Annotated in this window: 20 protein-coding genes and 1 riboswitch; of the genes, 16 read left to right on the forward strand and 4 right to left on the reverse strand. The window is 64.6% G+C overall.

Features of this window, described 5'->3' with window-relative positions:
* Nucleotides 1–8 precede the first annotated feature (8 nt).
* Complete coding sequence (gene gcvT / locus QX034_RS24415; protein WP_315706086.1) at nt 9–1160, reverse strand: glycine cleavage system aminomethyltransferase GcvT; 1152 nt, start codon at nt 1158–1160, stop codon at nt 9–11.
* Nucleotides 1161–1300: 140 nt separating this feature from the next.
* Nucleotides 1301–1412, reverse strand: a riboswitch (glycine riboswitch).
* A gap of 178 nt (nt 1413–1590) precedes the next feature.
* Between gcvT and alaS the strand changes: the two genes are divergently transcribed.
* The 10 genes from alaS (at nt 1591) to QX034_RS24465 (ending at nt 13359) form a co-directional block, all read left to right on the forward strand.
* Complete coding sequence (gene alaS / locus QX034_RS24420) at nt 1591–4275, forward strand: alanine--tRNA ligase (protein WP_315729734.1); 2685 nt, start codon at nt 1591–1593, stop codon at nt 4273–4275.
* A gap of 23 nt (nt 4276–4298) precedes the next feature.
* Nucleotides 4299–5525 (forward strand): cyclic nucleotide-gated ion channel, encoded by a 1227-nt coding sequence (locus tag QX034_RS24425; protein ID WP_315706084.1) that lies wholly within the window; start codon nt 4299–4301, stop codon nt 5523–5525.
* A 964-nt stretch (nt 5526–6489) separates the two neighbouring features.
* Nucleotides 6490–6933, forward strand: coding sequence for a hypothetical protein (locus QX034_RS24430; protein ID WP_315706083.1), 444 nt, complete (start codon nt 6490–6492; stop codon nt 6931–6933).
* Nucleotides 6934–7134: 201 nt separating this feature from the next.
* On the forward strand, nt 7135–7617 hold the full coding sequence (locus QX034_RS24435; protein ID WP_315706082.1) for a flavodoxin family protein: 483 nt from the start codon (nt 7135–7137) through the stop codon (nt 7615–7617).
* Nucleotides 7618–7878: 261 nt separating this feature from the next.
* The gene (locus tag QX034_RS24440) at nt 7879–8256 is read left to right on the forward strand and encodes a hypothetical protein (protein WP_315729733.1); all 378 of its coding nucleotides are present in this window, start codon (nt 7879–7881) and stop codon (nt 8254–8256) included.
* On the forward strand, nt 8253–8450 hold the full coding sequence (locus QX034_RS24445) for a hypothetical protein (protein WP_315706080.1): 198 nt from the start codon (nt 8253–8255) through the stop codon (nt 8448–8450). Before QX034_RS24440 ends, QX034_RS24445 begins: the two co-directional genes overlap by 4 nt.
* Nucleotides 8451–8869: 419 nt before the next feature.
* Entirely contained in the window at nt 8870–10213 is a 1344-nt protein-coding gene (locus QX034_RS24450) for a carbohydrate porin (protein ID WP_315706079.1), read from the forward strand.
* A 142-nt stretch (nt 10214–10355) separates the two neighbouring features.
* A complete protein-coding gene (locus tag QX034_RS24455; RefSeq protein WP_316195895.1) occupies nt 10356–11555 on the forward strand; it encodes an adenylate/guanylate cyclase domain-containing protein in 1200 nt (399 codons plus the stop codon).
* Nucleotides 11556–11834: 279 nt separating this feature from the next.
* A complete protein-coding gene (locus QX034_RS24460; RefSeq protein WP_315706077.1) occupies nt 11835–12044 on the forward strand; it encodes a cold-shock protein in 210 nt (69 codons plus the stop codon).
* Between the two features lie 211 nt (nt 12045–12255).
* Nucleotides 12256–13359 carry a fatty acid desaturase gene (locus tag QX034_RS24465; protein ID WP_315706076.1) on the forward strand — a complete coding sequence of 368 codons (1104 nt, stop codon included), beginning with the start codon at nt 12256–12258 and terminating at the stop codon, nt 13357–13359.
* Nucleotides 13360–13442: 83 nt separating this feature from the next.
* On the opposite strand, the gene ilvD is transcribed toward QX034_RS24465, so the two are convergent.
* Nucleotides 13443–15284: a dihydroxy-acid dehydratase gene (ilvD, locus tag QX034_RS24470; RefSeq protein WP_315706075.1), complete on the reverse strand. Its 1842-nt coding sequence runs from the start codon at nt 15282–15284 to the stop codon at nt 13443–13445.
* A 342-nt stretch (nt 15285–15626) separates the two neighbouring features.
* Here ilvD and QX034_RS24475 point away from each other — a divergent pair, with 342 nt between their 5' ends.
* Entirely contained in the window at nt 15627–15989 is a 363-nt protein-coding gene (locus tag QX034_RS24475; RefSeq protein WP_315706074.1) for a copper resistance protein CopC, read from the forward strand.
* Between the two features lie 10 nt (nt 15990–15999).
* Nucleotides 16000–17658: a copper resistance D family protein gene (locus tag QX034_RS24480; protein WP_315706073.1), complete on the forward strand. Its 1659-nt coding sequence runs from the start codon at nt 16000–16002 to the stop codon at nt 17656–17658.
* A 4-nt stretch (nt 17659–17662) separates the two neighbouring features.
* Here the strand turns inward: QX034_RS24480 and QX034_RS24485 are convergent, their stop codons facing one another.
* Together QX034_RS24485 and QX034_RS24490 are read right to left on the reverse strand one after the other, a co-directional pair.
* Nucleotides 17663–18163 (reverse strand): DUF3455 domain-containing protein, encoded by a 501-nt coding sequence (locus QX034_RS24485; RefSeq protein ID WP_315706072.1) that lies wholly within the window; start codon nt 18161–18163, stop codon nt 17663–17665.
* Nucleotides 18164–18259: 96 nt separating this feature from the next.
* Nucleotides 18260–19474: an NADP-dependent isocitrate dehydrogenase gene (locus QX034_RS24490; RefSeq protein ID WP_315706071.1), complete on the reverse strand. Its 1215-nt coding sequence runs from the start codon at nt 19472–19474 to the stop codon at nt 18260–18262.
* 327 nt (nt 19475–19801) lie between these two features.
* Between QX034_RS24490 and QX034_RS24495 the strand changes: the two genes are divergently transcribed.
* The 4 genes from QX034_RS24495 (at nt 19802) to QX034_RS24510 (ending at nt 24846) form a co-directional block, all read left to right on the forward strand.
* The gene (locus QX034_RS24495) at nt 19802–21001 is read left to right on the forward strand and encodes a TrmJ/YjtD family RNA methyltransferase (protein WP_316185039.1); all 1200 of its coding nucleotides are present in this window, start codon (nt 19802–19804) and stop codon (nt 20999–21001) included.
* A gap of 295 nt (nt 21002–21296) precedes the next feature.
* On the forward strand, nt 21297–22361 hold the full coding sequence (locus QX034_RS24500) for a tetratricopeptide repeat protein (RefSeq protein WP_315706069.1): 1065 nt from the start codon (nt 21297–21299) through the stop codon (nt 22359–22361).
* A gap of 398 nt (nt 22362–22759) precedes the next feature.
* Nucleotides 22760–23494, forward strand: a complete 735-nt coding sequence (locus QX034_RS24505) for a hypothetical protein (protein WP_315706068.1) — start codon at nt 22760–22762, stop codon at nt 23492–23494.
* Between the two features lie 233 nt (nt 23495–23727).
* The gene (locus tag QX034_RS24510) at nt 23728–24846 is read left to right on the forward strand and encodes a DUF2336 domain-containing protein (RefSeq protein WP_315706067.1); all 1119 of its coding nucleotides are present in this window, start codon (nt 23728–23730) and stop codon (nt 24844–24846) included.
* Nucleotides 24847–24859 lie beyond the last annotated feature (13 nt).

Raw genomic sequence — 24859 nt, forward strand, 5'->3', positions numbered from 1 at the left:
GGCATCCTTCAGCGCTTGTAGGTGTTGGGGACAAAGGGCATGGCGGCGACGCGCAAGGGCAGGCGCTGGCCGCGCACATCGGCAAAAAGCCGTGTATCGATCGCGGAGAGAGACGTCGGCACATAGCCCATCGCCACTGGGCCGTTGAGCGTCGGACCGAACCCGCCGGAGGTGATCTTGCCGACCGGCTCCGTCGTATCGGGCGCCGCAAACAGCAATGCACCCTCGCGAACCGGCGCGCGGCCCTCGGCCTTCAGCCCGACTCGCCGGCGCGTGGTACCGTGCTCAAATTCGCCCAGGATCTTTTCGGCGCCGGGAAAGCCGCCGACCCGGGCGCCGCCGGTGCGGCGAATCTTCTGCACCGACCATTCCAGGGCCGCTTCGACCGGCGTGGTCGTGGTGTCGATGTCGTGACCATAGAGGCAGAGGCCGGCTTCCAGCCGCAGGCTGTCGCGGGCCCCTAACCCGATCGGCAGCACGTCCTTGTCCGATAACAGCGCGTCAGCGAGCTTCTCGGTCTGGTCGGCCGGAACCGAAATCTCGAACCCATCCTCCCCGGTGTAGCCGGAGCGCGACACGTAACAATCGAGCCCGTCGACGCTGCGCGGTCCCGCATCCATGAACCGCATCGACTCGACGTCTGCGCTCAGCTTCGCCAGCACGGATGCCGCTTTGGGTCCTTGCAGGGCCAACAGCGCGCGGTCAGTCAGCGGCCGCACCTCGCAGATGTCGGACAGCCCGGCGCGCAAAAGTGCCTCGTCGGCCTCCTTGCAGGCCGCGTTGACCACCAGCACCAGATGCTCGCCGAAATTCGCGACCATCAGGTCGTCCAGAATGCCGCCGGCCTCGTTGGTGAACTGTGCGTAGCGCTGGCGGCCCGGTGCGATGCCGACGATATCCTGCGGTACCAACCGCTCCAGCGCGAGCGCGGCGTCGGCGACCTGGCCGGATTTCGGAACCAGGGCAATCTGGCCCATATGGGAAACGTCGAACAAACCCGCGGCCGCGCGGGTATGGAGGTGCTCTTTCAGCACGCCCGCCGGATATTGCACCGGCATCTCGTAGCCGGCGAACGGCACCATCTTGCCGCCGAGGCTGACATGCAGGCCGTAAAGCGGGGTACGTTTCAGAGGAGCGGAATTAGCATCTGGAGCAGCCATCACAGGGACCCTCGAAGGTTCCCGGGACCATTCCCGGGCCAACCGATCGAAGCCCCATCTGTCGCTGTGCCTGAGAGTATTATCCCGTCGGCGGACGCGGTCCGGGCTGATGCCCGTCGGCGCCTCTTTCCAGATGCAGTTTAAGCCGCGCGGTCCTTTTGCCTGAGAGTTTCCGGGGCGGTTGCTCCTTCGGCGCCGATCCCTCAAGCTCAAGAAGAAGCTTGAAGACCGGTCTCTCCCGACGCGGCTGTCGTCAGTATGTGGGAAGAAACACGAGAGCATGCAAACTGTCAACGCGGCCCGCAAGCTTTCAACGGGCTTTCAAGCGCGCAGGCCAAGTGCATGATTTCCTGCACAGTTCCTGGACAGGGCAGGGGGGCTTGTCTAAAAGCGTTGCGCCGAATTCCCGGACTTTTTCGATTGGATTGCTATGAGCGGCGTCAACGAGATCAGGTCGACCTTCCTTAACTTCTTCGCCGAGAACGGCCACGAGATCGTGCCGTCCTCGCCGCTCGTGCCGCGCAACGACCCGACATTGATGTTCACCAATGCCGGCATGGTGCAGTTCAAGAACGTCTTCACCGGGGTCGAGAAGCGCCCCTACAGCCGCGCCACCACCTCGCAGAAATGCGTCCGCGCCGGCGGCAAGCACAACGACCTCGACAATGTCGGCTACACCGCCCGCCATCACACCTTCTTCGAGATGCTCGGCAACTTCTCCTTCGGCGACTATTTCAAGGAGAACGCGATCGAGCTCGCCTGGAAGCTCGTCACGAAAGAATTCGGCCTGCCGAAGGAGAAGCTGTGGGCGACCGTCTATATCGATGACGACGAAGCCTTCGGACTCTGGAAGAAGATTTCCGGCCTGCCGGAATCGCGCATCATCCGCATCGCCGGCTCGGACAATTTCTGGCAGATGGGCGACACCGGCCCCTGCGGCCCCTGTTCGGAAATCTTCTACGACCATGGCGACAAGGTCTGGGGCGGCCCGCCCGGCTCCCCGGAGGCGGATGGCGACCGCTATATCGAGATCTGGAACCTCGTGTTCATGCAATACGAGCAGTTCGAGGGCGGGGCGCGCACACCGCTGCCGAAACCGTCGATCGACACCGGCGCGGGGCTCGAACGCGTCGCTGCCGTGCTGCAGGGCAAGCACGACAATTACGACATCGACCTGTTCGTCGCGCTGATCCGGGCCATCGCCGACCTCACCAATGCCGATCCGCAAGGGCCGCAGAAGGCTTCGCTCCGCGTCATCGCCGACCACCTGCGCGCCTCCTCCTTCCTGATCTCGGACGGTGTGCTGCCCTCCAACGAAGGCCGCGGCTACGTGCTGCGCCGGATCATGCGCCGCGCCATGCGCCACGCCCAGCTGCTCGGCGCCCGCGAGCCGCTGATGCACCGCCTGGTCGGCGCGCTCACGCGCGAGATGGGCCAGGCCTATCCCGAGCTGATCCGCGCCGAGAGCCTGATCAAGGAGACGCTGCGGCTGGAAGAGACCCGCTTCCGCAAGACCTTGGAGCGCGGCCTTGCCATTCTCGATGAGAAGGCGGCGGGCCTGACCAAGGGCGACATGTTCGACGGCGATGTCGCCTTCACGCTCTACGACACCTACGGCTTCCCGCTCGACCTCACCCAGGACGCGCTGAAGTCGCGCGGCATCAGCGTCGACCAGGCTTCCTTCACCGACGCGATGGAGCGGCAGCGGGCGAAAGCGCGCGCTGCCTGGGCCGGCTCGGGCGACGCGGCGACCGAGAGCGTCTGGTTCCCGCTGCGCGAGAAGCTCGGCGCCACCGAGTTCCTGGGCTACGAGACCGAGACTGCGGAAGGCGCGGTGACCGCGCTGGTCAAGGATGGCGCGGAGGTCGAGAGCCTCAAGGCCGGCGAGACGGGCGCCGTCGTGCTCAACCAGACCCCGTTCTATGCCGAATCCGGCGGCCAGGTCGGCGACCTCGGCGTGATGCGCGGCGACGGCGTGACGTTCCGCGTCACCGACACCCAGAAGAAGGCCGGCGATCTGTTCGTCCACCTCGGCACGGTAGAGCAGGGCACCCTCAAGCTCGGTACCGCGCTGCAGCTCGATGTTGATCATGGCCGCCGCTCCGCGATCCGCGCCAACCATTCGGCCACCCACATCCTGCATGAGGCGCTGCGCCAGGTGCTCGGTGACCATGTCGCCCAGCGCGGCTCGCTGGTCTCGCCGGACCGCCTGCGCTTCGACTTCGTGCATCCGAAGCCGATCACCTCGGACGAACTCGCCCGCGTCGAGGACATCGCCAACGAGGTCGTGCTGGAGAATTCCGAAGTCACGACGCGGCTGATGGCGCTCGACGACGCCCGCGAGGCCGGCGCCCGCGCGCTGTTCGGCGAGAAATATGGCGATGAGGTCCGCGTGGTGGCGATGGGCAATGCCGCGCGCGACCACGGCAGCAACGCCCAGGCCGCAAATACCATGGGCTGGTCGGTCGAGCTCTGCGGCGGCACCCATGTCAAGCGCACCGGCGACATTGGCTTGATCTCGGTGACCTCCGAGAGCGCGGTCTCCTCCGGCGTGCGCCGCATCGAGGCGCTGACCGCGCGCGGCGCGCGCAAGCACGCCAACGACACCATCGCGCTCGCCAAGCACGCCGCCGCCGAGCTGCGTTCCACGCTCGACGACGTTCCGGCGCGAATCACGGCGCTGATGGAGGAACGCAAGAAGCTCGAGCGCGAGCTGTCGGACGCGCGCAAGAAGCTCGCGATGGGCGGTGGTGCTTCCGCGGGGGGCGGCGCTTCCGCTGTCCGCGAGGTGGCCGGCGTCAAGCTGATGGCGCGCGCTGTCGAAGGCGTCGAGGTGAAGGACCTCAAGAGCCTCGTCGACGAGGCCAAGAAGCAGCTCGGCTCCGGGGTGGTCGCGATCGTCGGCCGTAGCGAGGATGGCAAGGCCGGGGTCGTGGTCGGTGTGACCACGGATCTCACCGCGCGCTTCAACGCGGTCGAGCTGGTGCGCGCGGCCTCGGAGGCGCTGGGCGGCAAGGGCGGCGGCGGCCGCCCCGACATGGCCCAGGCCGGCGGGCCCGATGGAGCCAAGGCCGATGCCGCGCTGGCCGCGATCGAGAAGGCCATGGCCGGGTAAACAATGAGCGCGAGTCTGTCGCGATGATCGGGCGTCATAGGACCATCAAGGATCCCGATCTGCGCGACCGGCTCTACGAGCTGCTCGAACACGATCATCTGCCGCTGTCGGTCGGCTCCCGCTTCGTGCGGATGATCGTGATCGTGATCGCCGTCGATGTGCTGGTGACGACCCTGGCCTCGGTGCCACAGCTCGACGCGCGCTTCGGCCCGACCTTCACCGCGGCGAAGGTGATGGCCCTGCTGGTTTTCGCCTTCGAATATTTCGCCCGTCTCTGGAGCATCGCCGGCCACACGCCGCGCAGGGGCTCGGCCGTCCGCGACCGGCTCGGCTACGTCTTCTCCGCGCTCGGCATCATCGATCTCGGCGCCTTCCTGCCGGCGGCGATCGTGCTCGCGATCGGCGATCACGCCATGCTGGCGATGCTCTGTGTGCTGCCGTTCCTCAAGCTGGTGCGCTATTCGCCGGCAATGCGCTCGCTGCTCGCCGCGATCCAGGCCGAGCGGCGCACTTTGGTCGGCTGCATCGTCATTCTGATTGGCGCGGTGCTGTTGTTCGCGTCCTTGCTCTATGCGGCCGAGCGCGACGTACAGCCCGACAAGTTCGGCACGCTTCCGGATGCGATGTGGTGGGCGATCGTCACGCTCGGCACCGTCGGCTATGGCGACGTGGTGCCGGTGACCACGCTCGGCAAGCTCATTACTGTGTTCGCGATCGTCGCGGGCTTCGCGATGATCGCGCTGCCGGTCGCGATCATCTCCAGCGCCTTTGCCGAAGAGGTGAAGCGGCGCGACTTCGTCGTCACCTGGGGCATGCTGGCGCGGGTGCCGCTGTTCGCGCGTCTGTCCGCCGGCGAGATCGCCGACATCATGCGGCTGTTGCGCGCGCGCACCATCGAGGCCGGCGAGGTGCTGGCGCGCCGCGGCGACACCGCGACGTCGATGTACTTCATCACCGCGGGCGAGGTCGAGATCGAGCTGCCGACCCAGCGCGTGCGGCTGGTCGACGGCGCCTTTTTCGGCGAGATCGCGCTGCTGCACCGGACCAAGCGGAGCGGCACGGTCAAGGCGCTGCGCAAGACGCGGCTGCTGGTGCTCGATGCGCAGGACTTTCATGCGCTGATCGAGCGCATGCCAGCGCTCGCTGCCCATGTGAAGACCGTCGCCAAGGCGCGGATGGCCGACAGCGGCGATCTCGCCGTCGTCGAGATCTCCGAAGGCGCCGCACATGACGACCAGCCGGAGACATAGGGACGGACAGCGCATCTCGCTGCGACCCTCCCCTGGAGGGGGAGGGTCGGCGCACATGAGCAACGCGAATGTGGGCCGGGGTGGGGGGATCTCTCCATGCGCACTGCCGTCTGTGGCTTCACCCCACCCCGCTCGCCCGCTTCGCGTGCGATCGACCCTCCCCCTCAAGGGGAGGGTAAGACTGTGATCGCAGCGTTAGCCATCGTACTCAACAGCTTCGCCTGTTGAGCGAGCGAGAGTCTGGTAGCTGCGAAGCTCTTTCATCTTCCGGGCGTGCCCCATCGCTCCCGCGACACGACGCGCCCGGGATGCGTGAAGCTCGAGCCCTCGAAATTTGTGAGGGCGCAGGGAATGCCGGGTATCCGCTGATACCCATGGCCCGCGTGCGAAAAAGAATGCACGCGGCGGAAACCACAGGTCCAGCCGGATAATCCCGGCATTCCCTGCACGATGGTTTACGCCTTATACGCGCTCTCCCCGGGGACCGGCGTTCTTGCCCCCGTCACTTCACGAGATGCGCCGAGCGCGTCCCGTGAAGCTTGGCCTCAGCACCGGGAGGCCAGGACCACGCGATTTCGCCGTCCGCCGCATTGCCAGTCGTCTGCGTTTTGAAACGCGCCTGGTCTTGCGAGCGTCCATCGCATTGCCGGTCCAACGTATCGTGACGACGCGTACGCCCCTCATCCGGATCGGAACGCGCGAAGCATACGACTGATTTGCTGATTTTCGGAAGTTGTTTATTTTGGCCAGGCATCTTGAAATGAGCGATGGCTTTGGAATGGCAAGTGAAATTGGCTCTTTGGCGTAGGCGTGTTTCGGGCATGTCTGCTGTCGCTTCCATCCGCCAGGAGGACTCATTTTTGCCTGCCGGGCAAATCGGCCTAGGCGCATCAATCGCGATCCCTTAGTTGCTTTCGATTTCAAGCTTCCGCATGATCGCGTTCAGTGCGAGCAGAGACTTGAAATGCAAAAAGCATCCCTCAAAGGAATTGTAATAGGAAGCATCACGGATGTAGTATTCAGCTACGTTATTCTGATCCTTTTAGCTGTCTATTTCACAGTGGCATCAGGATCAGGAGTGCGTCCAGATCATGGTGCCGCCTCCGCAAGAATCCTGATGGGAAATGCCTGGTTTGTAGTCTGGGGCAGGATATTTGGCTCATTCGGCTCTGTGTTAGGTGGTTACGTCGCGGCGCGTATCTCCAAACATGACGAAGTGCTGAACGGCATACTTTCTTTCATCTATTCTGTGCGTCGGCAGCGCTCCATATGCCTTGATCAGCGGAACAGCCGCGGGCCATCAATGGTCTTATCTCGCCTGTTTGCTAATGAGCCCGGCGCTGGGTGCTCTAGGTGGCCTTTTGCGATCCCATCAGATGGCGTCGCAGGGTTGATTGGAACGCCGTAAGGCGGATCGGCCGCAGTGTAGTCGGCTACAAAATCTGTCGGAGGAGGCGTCGCGGGCTACGGCTTCGGTGAGCCCGCCGTACGATCGGTCAGTCATGTGTCTGCCTACGACCGTCGTACTCTTGACTCTTGATCTGACTCAAGGTCGACGACCGGTGCCACCCTATTGTGACTGGCGAGCATGCCGAGGAGCGTGAGAGCGATGCGAACGCTTGTCGTGTTCTATTCCTTGTCAGGGACGACGCGCGCGGTTGCGCAGGTGATCGCAAAGGCGCTCTCGGCCGATGTCGAGGACATCAGCTGCGCGCGATACCAGCGGAGCTTCGGCAGCTACCTCAGGGCTTCCTATGACAGCTGGTCGAACAGCCTGCCGCAGATCGGACGCTTGCAGCATGCGCCGTCGGATTACGACCTGGTCGTCGTCGGTTCTCCGATCTGGGCGTGGCGGCCCGCCACGCCCATCCGTGCCTATCTCCAGGCGCAGGCGGGCAAGTTGAACAACGTCGCCTTCTTCCTCACCCATGGCGGCTCGCCACCGGGCAGGTCGTTTCGCGAGATGAAAGACCTGGCCGGTGCCGCGCCGAAGGCCACCGTCGCCATACGCCAAATCGACGTCGCGAATTCCAACTTCGGTCCCGCCGTGTCGCGCTTCGCAGCTTCACTACAAGATGCCATGGCGGACTGAGCAGCTATCAGGCCTGGCACGTCGGTCGAATAGCGAAGCGTGATCCGCTGTGAAGGAAAAGCGGCGGGTTACGCCTTTGGCTCATCCGCCTCACGAGAGTCGAAACTGCGCAGAGAGCGGACCAGCGAGAGCCTGAGCCCGCATCGCCGGGGCAAATGGGCGCGAAGGTGAAGCGCGAAAGCGGGCGAGCAACCCGCCATTCGTCTCCGCATTATTTTCAATCGCATCGGTTCCGGGGTGGGCGTCACGGTGCGACGGCCCATGCGCTGCGGTCAGCGGCTTGCGGTGCAGGGGCGCGAGAAGCAGGCGATCGCGCGCGCCGCCATCGATCTGATCGAGGACGGCGACACGCTGATCCTCGACGCCGGCTCCACGGTCGCAGCCTTCGGCCGGCTGCTCCGCGAGCGTAGGCTGCGCATCATCACCAACAACCTCGCGCTCTTGCCCTTTCTCGCCAAGGCGCCTGCGATCGATCTCGTGGGGCTCGGCGGCACGCTGCGCCCGACCAGCATGAGCACCATGGGGCCGCTCGCGATCGAGGCGCTGCGCCGCATGACCGCCGACCGCGCCATCATGAGCGCGGATGGCGTGTTCATGGCCGTGGCCTGTGCGAAGCCGATCTCGATCAGGTCGCGTTGAAATCGCTGATGATGCAGCAGGCGCGGGAGCTGATCGTGCTCGCCGATGCGACCAAGCTCGGCCGGGCCGAGCAGTCGGCCTGGGCGCCGCTGCCGCCGCGCTGGACTCTGGTCACCGACGACGGCGCATCCGAGAGAGAGCGCACATGCCTGGCCGATGCCGGGGCGCGCGTGGTCGTCGCGCCTGCCGGCTGAGATCAGGCGAAGCGGCGCTACAGGCTGCTGTAAAGCTTTGCGTCGAACGGTGGAGACCTCCCTCTCGCCGCACGATATCGCGCAGAATTCGTCTGCGCCGGACACCGCTTCGGCGATATCGGCGGCCCCAGCCTGACCGCGTTCGGGCCGGCGCGCAGAGAGCAGTTCCTCGGTCACCGACATATCTGTGTCCGATCTGACACAGTTACGGTTTTACCGATGCGTCTATATTGTATGACTATTCACGCCCGCTCAAATGCCCGTTAGGGTGACTGTCCAACCTGCAATTGCGATTCAGTCGCTTCTTGGGGCGGCGGCTGCGGGTGGCCGAGGGGAAGCGCGTTCCGGGACAACGGCTTTGGCCGGGACGCGACATAAAAACATCCAGAGCCTGGGAACGCTGCGAGGAGCAGAAGAAAATGAATTGGTGTGTGACGACCGCACGTGCGTGCGGCGTGGGGATCGTTTTGTCTCTGTTAGGCAGCGGCGCATATGCGGCCGATCTGCCGACGAAGGCGCCGCCCGTTCCTTATCCGTCGGCCGATGATTTCTGGACAAGACCGTATCTGTTCGGCGATCTCGGCCGGACATGGCTGAAGGAGCAGGGCGTTACACTGGCCCTGACGCTGGGCGACGAAGCTGTCACCAACCTCTCGGGCGGCTCCAGGAACACCTCAGCCAACGCAGGCCAGCTGTGGTTCGAGGCCAAGTTCGACATGGCCAAGCTTGCCGGCATCCAGGGCGGCATGGTCGGCCTTACCCTGGTCGACCGCTTCGGCGACAATCTGAATTCCGAGGCCGGCATTCCGGCGCTGCAGCTGACCAACGAAGTGTTCGGCCGCGGCAATATCGTGCGCCTCACCGAATTCTACTATCAGCAGAAGCTGTTCGATGATCGCTTGACCCTCAAGGGCGGCCGTCTTCCGGTCGGCAACGACTTCTTCTTCGGCCTGTGCGAGTTCATCAACCTGACCTTCTGCGGCGGCCAGCCCGGCAACATCCAGGGCGGCTACATCTTCAACTGGCCGGTGAGCCAGTGGGCCGGTGTCGCCCATTTCAACATCACCAAGGAACTGTCAATTTCGGCCGGCGTCTACGACGCCAATCCGCAATATCTGACGACTTCGGACGCCGGCATCTATCTGGCGCCGGGCATTCCCACCCGAAGCCCCGGCGCGGGTGTGCTGGTGCCGGTGGAGTTGAAGTGGGAGCCGAGCGGTCCGCTGAACGGCACCTGGCGCTTCGGCGGCTGGTATGACAACGCCTCGACGATCGATGGCGGCCTTCCCGGGATCATCATGACCATCCCCGGCGTCGGTGGAGTTCCGGATCAAAATATTGGCGATCAAAGAGGCCGCTACGGCGTCTACGAATCGATCCTGCAGCGCTTGACCGTCGACGGTCCGGACGCCCAGGGCTGGTACACGTTCCTCAATACGACTGTCGCCGATCACCGGACTGCGTTCCAGGACTACCAGATCGCGTGGGGCGTCAGGCACACCGGCACGTTCTCCTTCCGCCCGAAGGACGAAGTCGGCTTCGCGGTGGGCACCACCCACGTGAACTCGGCCGCGCTGAGCCCGAACGCAGGCGGGAACGAGGTTCCGATCGAAGCCTGGTACGGCTGGCAGGCGACTGGCTGGATGAACCTCAAGTTCGATGCCCAGTATGTGATCAATCCCGGCGGACGCGGCTTCAACGCCGCCGGCATCAAGACCAGCAATGCCTGGGTTCTCGGCCTGCGCACGGTGGTTCACTTCTGACGCGACGGCCAGGTCGTCATGCGTTTCGATCAAGACATGGCATGCCCGTTTGCGGGCATGCCATGACGTCGATTGACTCCGGCGCGCGGGGACACGACCTATCCAGTATCGGTTGGTCAGGTTTCGGGCCCAGGAGCAAGACATGAAGGCGTCAGCAGACCTCGATCCCGCCACCGTACAGTCCGACGGCGACATCGTGCACTGGCTGACGCACGGTACGCGTGACCAGCGCTTCCTCGACAACATCTTCGCCGAGATGTGCATCCGCCTGCAGCGTGCCGGGATTCCGGTCAAGCGGGCGACGCTTCATCTGTTGATCCAGCACCCGCAATGGCTCGGCGCCCGGATCCTGTGGAACGACGGGACGCATGAGGCCGAGATTGCGCGGGTCGATTACGATGTCATGGGACGGTCCGAATATATCGGCAGTCCCGCCAACGAGATCCATGATGGCGCCGCGCAGGTGCGTGAAAATCTCGAGCGCGATCCGGGGCAGGGGCGCAGACACGCCGTCTATGACGAGATGCGGGCACAGGGCTTGACCGACTATGTCGCCTGGCCACTGTATCATACGCTCGGCAAGCGCCACATCGTGACCTTCGCGACCGACCGGCCCGGCGGCTTCGAGGACGCGCATATCGCAGCTCTGTTCAAGCTGCTGCCGATGCTGGCGCTGGTCAGCGAAATCCGGATGAAGAACCGGCTGGCGCGGACCCTGCTCGAAACCTATGTCGGCTCGCACGCCGGCGAACTCATCCTGGCCGGCGCCACCAGGCGCGGCAGCGGGACCACGGTCCGCGCCGCGATCATGATCTGTGACCTCAGGGACTTCACCAGGATCTCCGACAACTGGCCGCGCGACGACGTGATCGATCTCTTGAACGGCTATTTCGACGCGATGTCGGAGCCGATCGTTTGCCATGGCGGGGAGATCCTGAAATTCATGGGCGACGGCCTGCTCGCCATCTTTCCGCTCAGCGAGCCACGCGCCTGCGCCAATCTGCTGCATGCCGTGGCCGAGGCCCGTCAGGCCATGCTTGCCCTGAACGAGAAGAACGGCGAAGCCGGCCAGGCGCCGCTCAATTACGGCGTCGGCGTCCATGTCGGAGATGTCATGTACGGCAATATCGGCTCGCGCGCGCGGCTCGACTTCACCGTCATCGGTCCTGCCGTCAACATGGCCTCGCGGCTCGAAACCCTCACCAAACAGGTCGGAAAGCCGGTGCTGCTGTCGCGCGCCTTCGCCGATCTCGTGAAAGACGAGTTCGCGCTCGAGCGCGTCGGTGAATACCCGGTACGCGGCTTCTCCGAGCCGATCGAACTGTTCGCGTATCAGGGGTGAGGGCGGATCTACCCGCTGCGGGTGTAAAGTTGCGGCTTAGATCGGGCCCGGCTACGGGGTACTACGGTCCGCAAGTGGCGAATCTTGACGCCGGCTCGATTTATGCCCATATAGCGGTCATCGACACTTGGCCGAACGACCTGGGCCGCTTCGCCTCGTCACAGACAGGCGCGCACGTTTCAGACCCCCTTCTCCAAAAATCGATCCATCGACGAAGGCCGCCGCACTCTCGGCGCCTTGAGTCTTACGTGCACGTTGTCAGGTGAAAGGACATCGACAGTGAATACAGGAACTGTGAAGTGGTTTAACGGCCAAAAGGGCTTCGGCTTCATTCAGCTCGACGGCGGCGGCAATGACGTCTTCGTTCATATCAGCGCGGTTGAACGCGCCGGCATGAGCACCCTCAATGAGGGGCAGAAGGTCAGCTTCGACATCGTGGCCGACCGCCGAACCGGCAAATCCGCCGCTGAAAACCTGCGCGCCGCCTGAGCGGCCGCGCGAAGGACCATGGTGCTTTGACCACGGATGTACTGGCAGAGCTTTCTGGTTTTCTGAGTCCCGCGTCCGATCCGTCGGCACGCGGGATTTTTCCATCTGGCCACAATCGCCACAAAGCAGGTGAAGATCACATTGCAAGTCAACAAGCAGATCGCGGCTGCGCCGAAGACGAAGCCCGCATCGGCAAGCCTCGGATATTCTCTTGAGCACTGAACATCATTCGGGCGCATCGAGGCCCGACTCGCGGCGCTGGACGCGCATTCTGGCCAGTTATGGCAAGCCAAATCGCGCGCGCAGCGCTGCCGAATTGGTGATCACCGCTGTGCCGCTCGCGGTATTATGGACCGCGGCCTGGTTCATGTTCTCCCTTGGCCATGCCTGGGCTTCGTTGCTGATCGCTGTTCCAGCTGCCGGCTTTCTCGTGCGACTGTTCATGATCCAGCACGATTGCGGCCATGGCACCTTTTTCGCCGGTCGTCGGGCGAACGACTGGGTCGGTCGCGTCATCGGTGTGCTGACGCTGACGCCTTACGACTGGTGGCGCCGCACCCATGCGATCCATCATGCCTCCACCGGCAATCTCGATCGGCGCGGTATCGGCGACATCGATACGCTGACGGTGCGCGAATACGCCGCCCGCTCATGGTGGGGCCGTCTGACCTATCGGCTTTACCGCCACCCGCTGGTCATGTTCGGGGTCGGACCGGCCTATCTGTTTCTGCTGCAACACCGGCTTCCGGTCGGCCTGATGCGCGACGGTTGGCGACTCTGGGCCAGCACGATGGCCACCAATCTCGCCATCGCCGCGACCGTCGCCGCTCTTAGTTGGCTCGTCGGGATCAACGCATTCCTGCTGGTGCATCTTCCGATCATGCTGCTCGCGGCCACGGCCGGCGTATGGTTGTTCTACGTGCAGCATCAATTCGAGCAGACCGCGTGGGAGCGCGACGAGCGCTGGAACCTGCATGATGCCGCCCTGTACGGCAGCTCCCATTACGATCTGCCGGTTCTGCTGCGCTGGTTCACGGCCAACATTGGCATCCATCACGTGCACCATCTGTGCAGCCGGATTCCATATTACCGGCTCCCGCGCGTGCTGCGTGACCATCCGGAACTGCGCGAGGCCTGTCGCATCACGCTGCCGCAGAGCTTTCGCTGCGTCAGGCTTGTGCTGTGGGACGAGGCGCAGCGCCGACTGGTCTCGTTCCGAGAAGCCAGAGCCGGAGCCTTTGAGCTTCGGACGGCCACAGTGAAGCGGCCGCACCGCTCGGTTTCGCGGGAGGCTGCCGCTGGGCGGCTAAGCTAAGCGCGCACCGTATCGCGCATATGAAAGAAAGGTGGGCACGACGCTCCGCGTCTTTGCCCACCTGACGTCATCGAACTATCAACTCAGTCCTTCAGCACGCGCACGGCACCCTTGGCGGCGCTCGAGGCGAACGCGGCGTAGGCCTTCAGCGCGGTGGAGACCTTGCGTGCGCGCTTGGCCGGCTTCCAGGCCTCCGTGCCCTTGGCCTCCATCGCGGCGCGGCGATGCGCCAGCTCCTCGTCGTCGACGGCAAGGTGGATGGTGCGGTTGGGGATGTCGATCTCGATGCGGTCGCCATCCTTGACGAGTCCGATCAGGCCGCCTTCGGCGGCTTCCGGCGAGACGTGGCCGATCGACAAGCCCGACGAGCCGCCGGAGAAGCGGCCGTCGGTGACGAGCGCGCACACCTTGCCGAGCCCTTTCGACTTCAGATAGCTGGTCGGATACAGCATTTCCTGCATGCCGGGGCCGCCGCGCGGGCCTTCATAGATGACGACGACGACGTCGCCGGGCTTGATCTTGTTGGTCAGGATCGCCTCCACCGCGGCGTCCTGGCTCTCCATGACGCGGGCGGGGCCTGCGAAGGTGAGGATGCTGGCATCGACGCCGGCCGTCTTCACGATGCAGCCGTCGAGCGCAACGTTGCCGTAGAGCACGGCCAAGCCGCCATCCTTGGAATAGGCATGCGCGAGGTCTCGGATGCAGCCCTTTTCGCGATCGAGATCGAGGTCCTCATAGCGGCGGTCCTGGCTGAACGCCACTTGTGTCGGCACGCCGCCGGGCGCGGCCATGTAGAAGTTCTTCACGCTCTCGCTTTGGGTGCGCCTGACGTCCCAGCGCTCCAGCGCAGATGCAAGCGAAGCCGAATGAACGTTCGGCAACTCCGTGTGCAACAGCCCTGCGCGGGCGAGTTCGCCCAGAATCGCCATCACGCCGCCGGCGCGATGCACGTCCTCCATGTGGACGTCAGGCACCGCTGGCGCGACCTTGCACAGCACCGGCACTTTGCGCGAGAGGCGGTCGATGTCCTTCATCGTGAACGGCACGTCGCCCTCATGCGCGGCGGCGAGCAGATGCAGCACGGTGTTGGTCGAGCCGCCCATCGCGATGTCGAGACTCATCGCGTTCTCGAATGCCTTGAAGTTGGCGATCGAGCGCGGCAGCACCGAGGCATCGTTTTGCTCGTAGTAGCGGCGGGCGAGATCGACGATCAAATGACCGGCCTCGACGAACAGTCCCTTGCGGTCGGCATGCGTCGCCAGCACCGAGCCGTTGCCGGGCAGCGACAGGCCGAGCGCCTCGGTGAGGCAGTTCATCGAATTGGCGGTGAACATGCCGGAGCAGGAACCGCAGGTCGGACAGGCCGAGCGCTCCATCACCTCGACGTCGGCGTCCGAGACCTTATCGTCGGCGGCCGTCACCATGGCGTCGATCAGGTCGACCTTGCGCAGCTTGCCGGCGAGGTTGACTTTGCCCGCTTCCATGGGCCCGCCCGAGACGAACACGGCGGGAATGTTGAGGCGCATCGCGGCCATCAGCATGCCCGGGGTGATCTTGTCGCAGTTGGAGATGCAGACCATCGCGTCGGCGCAATGCGCGTTGACCATGTATTCGACGCTGTCGGCGATCAGCTCGCGCGAGGGCAGGCTGTAGAGCATGCCGTCATGGCCCATGGCGATGCCGTCATCGACCGCGATCGTGTTCATCTCCTTGGCGACGCCGCCGGCCTTCTCGATCTCGCGGGCGACCAGCTGGCCGAGATCCTTCAGATGCACATGTCCCGGCACGAACTGGGTGAAGGAGTTGACCACCGCGATGATCGGCTTGCCGAAATCCTCGTTCGTCATCCCGGTGGCGCGCCACAGGCCGCGAGCGCCGGCCATGTTGCGGCCGTGGGTGGAGGTTCGGGAGCGGTAGGCGGGCATGACGGTTCCTCAGATGACGGCAATGTTGGTCCGGCGGGCAGGGAACAGGTCCGGGGCCGGACGGGCAGCAACGGATGACGCGTGGCATACCGCGAACAAGCCGATGATGCGACATGTAATTTTGTAGTCCAGCGATGCCGGCGTGATCGATCCGGCGGCCGCATCAGGGCCCGGCGCGCGCAATCCTGTCACTGCCGGGCCACACTTTGCCGATCGCAGCGTGGGTCACAACTTTGTGCCTATTTGCGGAATTTGCCGGCACCTAAATACAGTGCAGTGCAATGTTCAACCGGCCACGTCGCGTGTTTGAGACGTCGTCCTGAGCTGCCGGGTCTTGAAGCCATGGATTCTGCCCGAAAACGACATTACCTGCTGCCGTTATTTCTGCTGCTCACCGCGCCGCAAGGCGCCGCGGCCCATGCCATCATCATCTCGTCCCAGCCGGCGTCCGGCGCGACCGTCGCCAAGGATGCGATCGCGATCAGGCTGCGCTTCAACAGCCGCATCGATCATGCGCGTTCGCGGCTGAAGCTGCTCGCGCCCGATGGTACCGAGCAGACATTGACGCCGACGGCCGGCACACCGCCGGACGAGCTTGATGCCGAAGCCAAGGCGCTCGCGCCTGGCGCCTGGCGCCTGCGCTGGCAGGTGCTGAGCGTCGACGGGCACATCACGCGCGGCGATATCCCATTCACCGTCCGCTGAGCCGCCCGCCGTGTCGCTCTTTCTCGACATCTTCGGCTATCTGTCGGTGGTGCTGCGCGGGCTGACCCTGCTTGCGCAGTCGTTCACGCTGGGCGGCATCGCCTTCCAGGCGCTGCTGTTGCGGCCGCTGCAGGACAAGTTGTCAGCCGACGCGATCGTCGTGGGGAAAAAGTGCCAGCGCTTTCTGCGCCTCAGCGCGCGTGCATGGTTCTCGGTGACGCTCGCCTCGCTCGCGATCAATGTCGCGGCGCTGACCGGCACGCTCGACGTGTCATGGCGCGAAGCGGCTGGCGCGGATTTCGCGCGCTTCGAGCTTGCGGTGGCCGGCTGCGCGCTCGTCCTTTCGCTGCTGGCGCGGACAGGCACGTGGACCGCGTGGCGAACGACAGCCCTGATCGTCATCGCCGCGTTCGCGCTCGCGCTGCAGCTCAATCTGACGCATGCGGCAAGCCGCCTCGAGGTGCGCTGGCCACTGATGCTCGCCGATGCCTTGCACATGCTGGGGGCGGGCGTATGGATCGGCGGCCTGCCATATTTCCTGATGGCGCTGAACGGCTGCAAGGCTGCCGGTGACGAGCGGCTGATCGGACGCCGCTACTCGCTGATGTCGATGGCCGCGGTGGCAGCCATCGTGGTCGGCGGCACCGTGATGGCGATCGCCTATCTCGGCTCGTTCGAGGCGATCTACGGCACGGCCTATGGCGTGATGACGTCAGCCAAGGTCGCGATGTTGCTGATGCTGCTCGCGCTCGGCGCCGGCAACTTCCTCGCCGTGGAGCGGCTGCGCCGGCGCGATCCGGAAGCGCCGCTGCTGCGGCTGAAGCGCTTCGTCGAGGTCGAACTCGGCGTCGGACTCACGGTGCTCATGACCGCAGGATCGCTGACGTCGCTGCCACCCGGCGTCGATCTCAGCCAGGACCGCCTGAGCTGGCAGGAGATCGTGGAGCGCGCAGCGCCGCAATGGCCGCGCCTGATCAGTCCGCCGGCCGACCAGCTCACCATCTCGCAGCTCCAGGCCAAGATCGACGCCGCCGATGCGCAGCGCGTGACCGCGCCGCCGGCTTACGTCCCGGGCGAAGGCATCATCCTGCCGCGCAGCGCCGAGGACATCGCCTGGTCCGAATACAACCACCATTGGGCCGGCATCTTCGTCCTGCTGATCGGGCTGCTCGCGCTGATCGAACATTTCAGCTGGGGCAGATGGGCGCGGCATTGGCCGCTCCTGTTCCTGGTCATGGCCGCATTCCTGTTCTTCCGCGCCGACGAGATGGCCTGGCCGATCGGGCCGATCGGCTTCTTCGCCTCGCTGCGCGATCCCGAAGTGGCCCAGCACCGTCTGTTCGTGGTGCTGATCATCCTGTTCGGTCTGTTCGAATGGCGGGTGCGGCTGCGTGGCGAGGCCGCGGGACGGGCGGCGCTGATGTTTCCGCTGACGGTCGCGGTCGGCGGCGCGCTCTTGATGACGCACTCTCACGCCATCGCCAACGTCAAGGACCAGCTGCTGATCGAGATGAGCCACACGCCGCTGGCGCTGTGCGGCATGACGGCAGGCTGGGCGCGCTGGCTGGAATTGCGCCTGCCGGGGCGGACCAGCCGGATCGCCGCCTGGGTCTGGCCGGTTGCCTTCGTGCTGGTCGGGCTGATCCTGCTAGATTATCGCGAGGCGTGAGTTCTTAGTCCTTGCGCAGGAACACGTAGTCGGCCGAATAGGGCACGCTGCGATAGGTACCGGCCGTGTCGCAGGCGCCTTCCAGCACACCGCCCTTGGTATTTACCCGCTGCACGGTGGTGATGTTGGCAAGAATGCCGTCGCCGCGATGGCCGACGGCGTTGAGCTTGAGCCAGGCGATGTCGTTCTCGGTCGCACCGATCGCGGTGCCCACCACGCGGCCCGTGACCACGCTGCCGTCCTGATGCTCCCAGTTCGGCCCCGCGTAATGGCGGCCGACCGTCTTGCCGTCTTCCATCAGCGTCGCGATCGGCTCGCGGAACGTCCAGGCGAGCGTGCCGTCCTTGTCGGCCTTGCACTCATAGACCTGCGCGCCCTCGGCATGCAGCGTCAGCACCACCTTCTCGCCGGGGGCGATCAGCGCATCGGGGATCGTGGTTTCGCCGGCGCGGGCGCTGCCGGTCAGAGCTGCAACAAGGATGAGCAGGGCAGGGGTCGCGCGCATCGAAGGTGCTCTCTGGTTCGTGGAAACGAACGGGCCGCGCTGGTGGCGCGGCCCGTAATGATGCCAGTCGCACTCTGGCGAAAATGGGGAGGCGGCTTAGGCCGCCATCGCCTTGGTGAGGTTTTCCGCGATCTTGTCGAGGAAGCCGGTGGTCGACAGCCAGCGCTGGTCGGCGCCGACCAGGAGCGCGAGGTCCTTGGTCATGTAGCCGGCCTCGACGGTGTCGACGCAGACCTTCTCCAGCGTGGCGGCGAACTTGGCGAGCTCCGCGTTGTTGTCGAGCTTGGCGCGGTGGGCGAGACCCCGGGTCCAGGCGAAGATCGAGGCGATCGAGTTGGTCGAGGTCTCCTTGCCCTTCTCGTGCTCGCGGAAATGGCGGGTCACGGTGCCGTGCGCGGCTTCCGCTTCCACGGTCTTGCCGTCCGGCGTCATCAGCACCGAGGTCATCAGGCCGAGCGAGCCGTAGCCCTGCGCCACGGTGTCGGACTGCACGTCGCCGTCATAGTTCTTACAGGCCCAGACATAGCCGCCGGACCATTTCAGCGCCGCCGCCACCATGTCGTCGATCAGGCGGTGTTCGTAGAAGATCTTCTTGGCCTCGAATTGCGTCTTGAACTCGCGGTCGTAGATGTCCTGGAAGATGTCCTTGAAGCGGCCGTCATAGACCTTGAGGATGGTGTTCTTGGTCGAGAGATAGACCGGGTAGCCGCGCTGCAGGCCGTAGTTCAGCGAGGCGCGGGCGAAGTCCATGATCGACTCGTCGAGATTGTACATCGACATCGCCACGCCGGCGCCGGGGGCCTTGAAGACCTCCTTCTCGATCACGGTGCCGTCCTCGCCGACGAATTTCATCGTCAGCGTGCCCTTGCCGGGGAACTTGATGTCGGTGGCGCGGTACTGGTCGCCATAGGCGTGACGGCCGATGATGATCGGCTTGGTCCAGCCGGGCACCAGGCGCGGCACGTTCTTGCAGATGATCGGCTCGCGGAAGATGACGCCGCCGAGGATGTTGCGGATGGTGCCGTTCGGCGACTTCCACATCTCCTTCAGCCCGAACTCCTTCACCCGCGCCTCGTCCGGGGTGATGGTGGCGCATTTGACGCCGACGCCGACCTTCTTGATCGCGTTGGCGGAATCGATGGTGACCTGATCGTTGGTCCTATCGCGGTTTTCCATCCCGAGGTCGAAATACATCAGGTCGATATCAAGGAAGGGGTTGATCAGCTTGTCCTTGATGTACTGCCAGATGATCCGGGTCATCTCGTCGCCATCGAGTTCGACGACGGGGTTGGTCACCTTGATCTTTGCCATGCGGATAGGGCCTCTTGGGAACAGCGCACTTTTTCGAAGAGCGGGATGTGAAAATCAGCGCGTCATAGCACCGGTCCGGGGCGGGCGAAAGCCGAGCTGGTATGCATCCGGAGCTGATTTGCCGCGTGAGCCCGGCGTTCTTCGAGGCGCTCTCGGCCTGTGCTGCGGCCCAGGCTCCCCACAGCTTCGGTAAAACGGCAAAATCGGCCATTAACCGGGTTATTTTGCTTGAGAATTCTGCCCAGCCGGGTCAACGGGGGCAGAGTGGTCCAAAGCTGGGTGGCCGGGTAGGCACTCAGCCGCTTGATGAACTGGAGAAGGATCGACGTGTCCGGGACCGACAAGACCAAGACGGGGGTGGAGATCGACGGCCCTGTCGTCATCCTGGTCGAGCCGCAGCTCGGCGAGAACATCGGCATGGCTGCCCGCGCCATGGGCAATTTCGCGCTGACGCAGCTCCGCCTGGTCAATCCGCGCGACGGCTGGCCGAACATCGCCGCCCGGCGCGCGGCGGCGGGCGCCGACCACATCATCGAAAACGTCCGGCTGTTCGCGACCCTTGATGAGGCCATCGCCGATCTCGACCTGGTGTTCGCCACCACCGCCCGGTCGCACGACCAGGCCAAGCCGGTGATGGGGCCGGAGGGCGCCGCGCGCGAGATCCAGGGCCACGTGGCCGCCGGCGGCAAGGCCGGCATCCTGTTCGGCCGCGAGCGCGCCGGGCTGACCAACGAGGAGGTGGCGCGGGCCAACCGCATCATCACCTATCCGGTCAACCCGGGCTTTGCGTCGCTGAACCTCGCCCAGGCGGTGCTGCTGATGGGCTACGAATGGTTCAAGCTGATCACCTCCGGCGCCTTGCCGTTTTCGATGCCGGAGCGCTCCGAGCGGGCCTCCCAGCACCAGATGGAAGCCTTCTTCGAGAACCTGGTACGCGAGCTCGACCGGGTCGAATTCCTGCGGCCTGTCGAGAAGCGCGAGACCATGCTGGTCAACCTGCGCAACATCTTCTTCCGGATGGAGCCGACCAAGCAGGACGTGCACACGCTGCACGGCGTGATCATGGCCATTGCGGAAGGGCGGAAGGGCCCGGCCAAGGGCGGGGTGCTCGACAGCGAGCAGGCCACGCGGCTGCGGGCGCTGATCGCCGAGCAGGGCACGGTGGCGAGCCTGCCGGATTCACGCGGCTCGTTGCGTGGGCTGGCACGGCTGCTCCGCCGCAATCCGACCGATGCCGAGCGCATGCTCTGGCATGCGCTCACCCGCGACCGCCGCTTCGCCGGCCAGTTCAAGCGGCAGACCCCGGTGGGCCGCCAGATTCCGGATTTCGTCTCCTTCGTCCATCGCCTCGCGATCGAGCTCGTGAACACCGAGGAGAGCGAGGCGATCGCCGCCGACCGCGCCGCGCGCCGCACCTGGCTGGAGAGCCGCAACTACCGCGTGGTCGATATCAACGTCGCCGATATCGAGGCCGACCTGGAGCAGGAGCTGGCACGGCTGGCGAGGATCGTTGCGGAGACGAAGTAGCTGATCGGCACCCTGAGCGGCGGCGCAGCCGTTGCCGCCGCCGGACTTGGTAACATGATCCGGCTTGGAAATGGGGGCTGGGATGCAATCGGAATGGCGGGTGTTCGTCGCTGCGGCAATGGCGGCGGGACTAGGTGCGTTGACGTCGATCCCAGGTGCCCTCGCGCAATCGTCTCCGATCATATCGTTTCCGACCATCAAGTGCCACGGGACCGGGAATATCGCCCTGGACGATCGCATCGCCGGCTGCACCGCCTTGATCGAGAGTTCTGCGGCCACATTGAGAAGCCTGAATATGGCCCGCCTTCGTCGGGCGATGTTCCATGTTCAGAAAGGCGAAATGGAGCTCGCGATCGCGGACTATGATGCAATCCTTGCCCGCGATGCGGACAATGTCCCTGCGCGGCTTGCGCGTGCCTCCGCTCATCTGCGGAAGCACGACAATGATGCAGCCCTTGCCGACTACGACCGGGTCATCGAGTCTGACCCTCAGAGCATCTATGCACTCAACGGGCGAGCGCTGGTCTATCTGGCAACAGCGAACCCGGACAGCGCGATCGCCGACTACGGACGGGTTCTCCTAATTCATCCCGAGAATGTCGGCGCCTATGTCGGCCGCAGCGGCGCCTACAGGGCCAAGCAAGATCCGGAGCGGGCGCTCGCTGATTGCAACAAGGCGATCGAGATCAGCCCGGAGCGTGAGTACGGCTATCTCTGTCGCGGTGCAGCCTATCGGGACCAGGATCAGATCGATCGTGCGGTGGCGGATTTCGAGCGGGCGACTGAGCTCAATCCCAAAAATCTGCAGGGCGACCTCAATCTGGCCAGCGCGCATGAGCGGCGCGGCGACATGGAGGCTGCGTTGGCCCGGCTCGACCAGGCTTTCAAGATCGATGCGGACAATGCCGTCCTCCATCGGGCGCGGGGAGTTGCTCGGCTGGAAAGCGGCGGATCGCGCGAGGCCATCGAGGATTTCGGCCGAGCCGCCGAGCTCAGGCCCAGGGATTCTTACGTGCAGCTCTGGCTCGATCTTGCGCGTCGCCGCAGCGGCGAACCCAGCGAGCTGGCCGAAAGCAGCAAGCAGCTGGACATGTCGGAATGGCCCGCGCCCGTCGTTCGCTTCTATCTCGGTGGCCTGACGTTCGGGGCCTTGCTTGTTGCCGCCGAAGATCCCGATCCAAACAAGCGCAAAGGCCAAGTCTGCGAAGCCAATTTCTATGCGGGAGAGCTGACGCTCGCCAACGGCGCTCAGGACGAGGCTCTCAAGCTGCTGCGCGTTGCCACCGATGTCTGCCCGAAGCATTTTGTCGAATGGCCCGCCGCTCATGCCGAGTTGCGGCGGCTCGGCAGTGGCCGATAACGGCCGGAGTACCACGGTGGATCTCCTGCAGCCGGTCTGGCGATATGAGGACGATCCTTCCGTACCTTGCCGAAGTTCACACCATGATATGCGCGAGCGTGGACGCTCGCGTTCGGACGCGATCATGCTGCATCGAGCTTTTTCTGTTCGCGGCTGGAGGAGATGACCACGCGCGACGGCGGTTAGAGTCTGCGATTCCATTTACATCGCCTGAAGCATGATCTGCGAATGCAGCTAAAGATTGTGGCGAGATCGGCGTGTGTTGCTAGCATCAAGCAACACACAAGGAGACGATCATGGCTAGGCACCGATGGTACTCGCTTACCGGTTGCGCGTTGATTTTGGCTTTAATCTCCGCCATCTCGGCGAGCGCCCAATCATCGGCGGCAAAGCGGTGCATGATCGCGGTGGGCGTCACTCCGGACGAGCGCATTGCCGGCTGCACCGCCGTGATCGAGCGCGGCAGGCCGGCGACCCCACAGGTGGTCACGGCCCGATTCAGGCGCGCCGAGGCCTATTTCCGCAAGGGAGATATCGATCACGCAATTGCCGACTACGACGATGTCGTTGGGCAGTCCCGGGCCGACCTTCGTGCCGCGTATGATTATGCCGACGCCGATCCGTCCGGAGCGGTGCCGACGAGGTCCGCGCGGACGTCGGAGCGCGTTCGGTACGTTGCGCAGGCCTATCGCGCACGGGGGATTGCGAGCTTCGAGGCGGGCCTGCTGGAGCAGTCGCAGGACGATTTCAAGCGGCTCAGCGCGATGGATCGGAAGGATGCCGAAGCCGCCTTGTGGCTGGACCTGGCGCGGCGCCGCGCCGGTCTGGCGAGCGACCTCGCCGACAGGGCAAAGCAGCTCGACATGAGCAAATGGCCCGCGCCGATCGTGCGCCTCTTCCTCGGCCAAGGGACGGCAGAGGCGGCGCTTGCTGCGGCCGAGGAGGGCAATCGTGTCATGCGAAGGACGCGGCGCTGCGAGGCGAGTTTCTTCGCCGGAGAGCTGATGCTGCAACAGGGCCAGGATGCCGGCGCCATGCGGCTGATCGATCGGGCTCTGGCTGAATGCGCGCCGGCGTCAGGCGAACGATCGGTCGCCGATGCAGAAGCGCGCATCCTCAGAGTCATGCCTTGATGATCGTCTGACGCTCGCATCGCGCTCTGGAGCAGGGGCTTCTGTGTTCGTGCGATCCCCCGTCGATCGGGCGCGGAGCACTTCGACCTCTTAAGAGGCTCCTAACGGACTCCGGCACATTTAAGGAACAACTCGCAGCAAAATGCCTGCGCGCAAGTTTACGGAACACTCGCGTTCGGCGGCTATCGTGCAGCATTGAATTTTCTCTGTTTGCGGGTTGCGGTTGTTCCATGATGAGCGAAACGAAATCGGTACTGCGGGATCTCGACGAGGCGATTGCGCGCGGCAGCGCCGAGAGCCGCGCCCGCGCGCTCTGGCACGCGACCGACCTCTTGATCGCCGGACGGTATTGTGAGGAGGAGATCGCGGTGTTCGGCGAGGTCATCGGCCGCCTGGCCGATGAGATCGAAACGGCTGCGCGCGCCACGCTGGCGGACCGGCTGGCGCGGATCGAATATTCGCCGGCGAGCGTCATCCGCAAGCTTGCCTTCGACGACGCGATCGAGGTCGCTGGCCCAGTGCTGCGTCACTCCGAGCGGCTCGACGATGCGACGCTGATCGAGAATGCCGAGACCAAGAGCCAGGACCATCTGCTGGCGATCGCTCAACGCGAGAGCCTGAGCGAGGCGGTCACCGATGTGCTGGCCTCGCGCGGCAATCGCGACGTCGCCAATGCGGTCGTCCGTAACGAGGGCGCCCGGTTCTCCGGCGCCGGCTTCCTGCATATGGTGACGCGCGCCGAGAACGATTCGATCCTGGCGGAGAATCTCGGGTTGCGCAGGGACATTCCCCGCCATCTGTTCCAGCAACTGATCGCCAAGGCTTCCGACGACGTCAAGAACCGGCTGGCCGGCGAACGTCCCGAGATGCTCGACGAGATCCATAGCTCGGTGGCGAATCTCGCCGGCGAACTGCAATCCAAATTCGGCCCCGGCTCGCGCAACTATTTCGTCGCCAAGCGGGTGGTTTCGATCCAGCACCGGCAGGGCAATCTGGATGAGCGCAGCATCGCGGGCTATGCGATGGCGCACAAGGTCGACGAGGTCACGATCGGCGTGTCGCTGCTGTCGGGCCTGCCGGTCGACGTGATTGAGCGCGCGCTGTTCGACCGCAATCGCGAATTGCTGTTGATGCTGGCCAAGGCGCTCTCGTTTTCGTGGGATACGACCATGGCCCTGCTGTTTTTGGGCGCACGCGAGCATCGCATCAGTGCGGGCGAGCTGCAGGATCTGGAGCGGGACTACGGCCGTCTCAAGGTGCAGACCTCGCGCAGCGTGCTGGAGTTCTACCAGTCGCGCAAGAATCCCGCCGGCAAGCGCACGCAGCGTGTGCCGAGCCTGCTGGCCCATTGAGGCTGCGACGTTC

This window comes from Bradyrhizobium sp. SZCCHNR3119, assembly GCF_032487775.1.
Taxonomy (GTDB): domain Bacteria; phylum Pseudomonadota; class Alphaproteobacteria; order Rhizobiales; family Xanthobacteraceae; genus Bradyrhizobium.

What these genes read in the sequence shown, in the direction of transcription:
- gcvT (WP_315706086.1), bottom strand. Translation starts at nt 1,160, where the DNA reads ATGGCTGCTCCAGATGCTAATTCCGCTCCTCTGAAACGTACCCCGCTT.
- alaS (WP_315729734.1), top strand. Translation starts at nt 1,591, where the DNA reads ATGAGCGGCGTCAACGAGATCAGGTCGACCTTCCTTAACTTCTTCGCC.
- QX034_RS24425 (WP_315706084.1), top strand. Translation starts at nt 4,299, where the DNA reads ATGATCGGGCGTCATAGGACCATCAAGGATCCCGATCTGCGCGACCGG.
- QX034_RS24430 (WP_315706083.1), top strand. Translation starts at nt 6,490, where the DNA reads ATGCAAAAAGCATCCCTCAAAGGAATTGTAATAGGAAGCATCACGGAT.
- QX034_RS24435 (WP_315706082.1), top strand. Translation starts at nt 7,135, where the DNA reads ATGCGAACGCTTGTCGTGTTCTATTCCTTGTCAGGGACGACGCGCGCG.
- QX034_RS24440 (WP_315729733.1), top strand. Translation starts at nt 7,879, where the DNA reads ATGCGCTGCGGTCAGCGGCTTGCGGTGCAGGGGCGCGAGAAGCAGGCG.
- QX034_RS24450 (WP_315706079.1), top strand. Translation starts at nt 8,870, where the DNA reads ATGAATTGGTGTGTGACGACCGCACGTGCGTGCGGCGTGGGGATCGTT.
- QX034_RS24455 (WP_316195895.1), top strand. Translation starts at nt 10,356, where the DNA reads ATGAAGGCGTCAGCAGACCTCGATCCCGCCACCGTACAGTCCGACGGC.
- ilvD (WP_315706075.1), bottom strand. Translation starts at nt 15,284, where the DNA reads ATGCCCGCCTACCGCTCCCGAACCTCCACCCACGGCCGCAACATGGCC.
- QX034_RS24475 (WP_315706074.1), top strand. Translation starts at nt 15,627, where the DNA reads ATGGATTCTGCCCGAAAACGACATTACCTGCTGCCGTTATTTCTGCTG.
- QX034_RS24485 (WP_315706072.1), bottom strand. Translation starts at nt 18,163, where the DNA reads ATGCGCGCGACCCCTGCCCTGCTCATCCTTGTTGCAGCTCTGACCGGC.
- QX034_RS24490 (WP_315706071.1), bottom strand. Translation starts at nt 19,474, where the DNA reads ATGGCAAAGATCAAGGTGACCAACCCCGTCGTCGAACTCGATGGCGAC.
- QX034_RS24500 (WP_315706069.1), top strand. Translation starts at nt 21,297, where the DNA reads ATGGCCCGCCTTCGTCGGGCGATGTTCCATGTTCAGAAAGGCGAAATG.
- QX034_RS24505 (WP_315706068.1), top strand. Translation starts at nt 22,760, where the DNA reads ATGATCGCGGTGGGCGTCACTCCGGACGAGCGCATTGCCGGCTGCACC.
- QX034_RS24510 (WP_315706067.1), top strand. Translation starts at nt 23,728, where the DNA reads ATGAGCGAAACGAAATCGGTACTGCGGGATCTCGACGAGGCGATTGCG.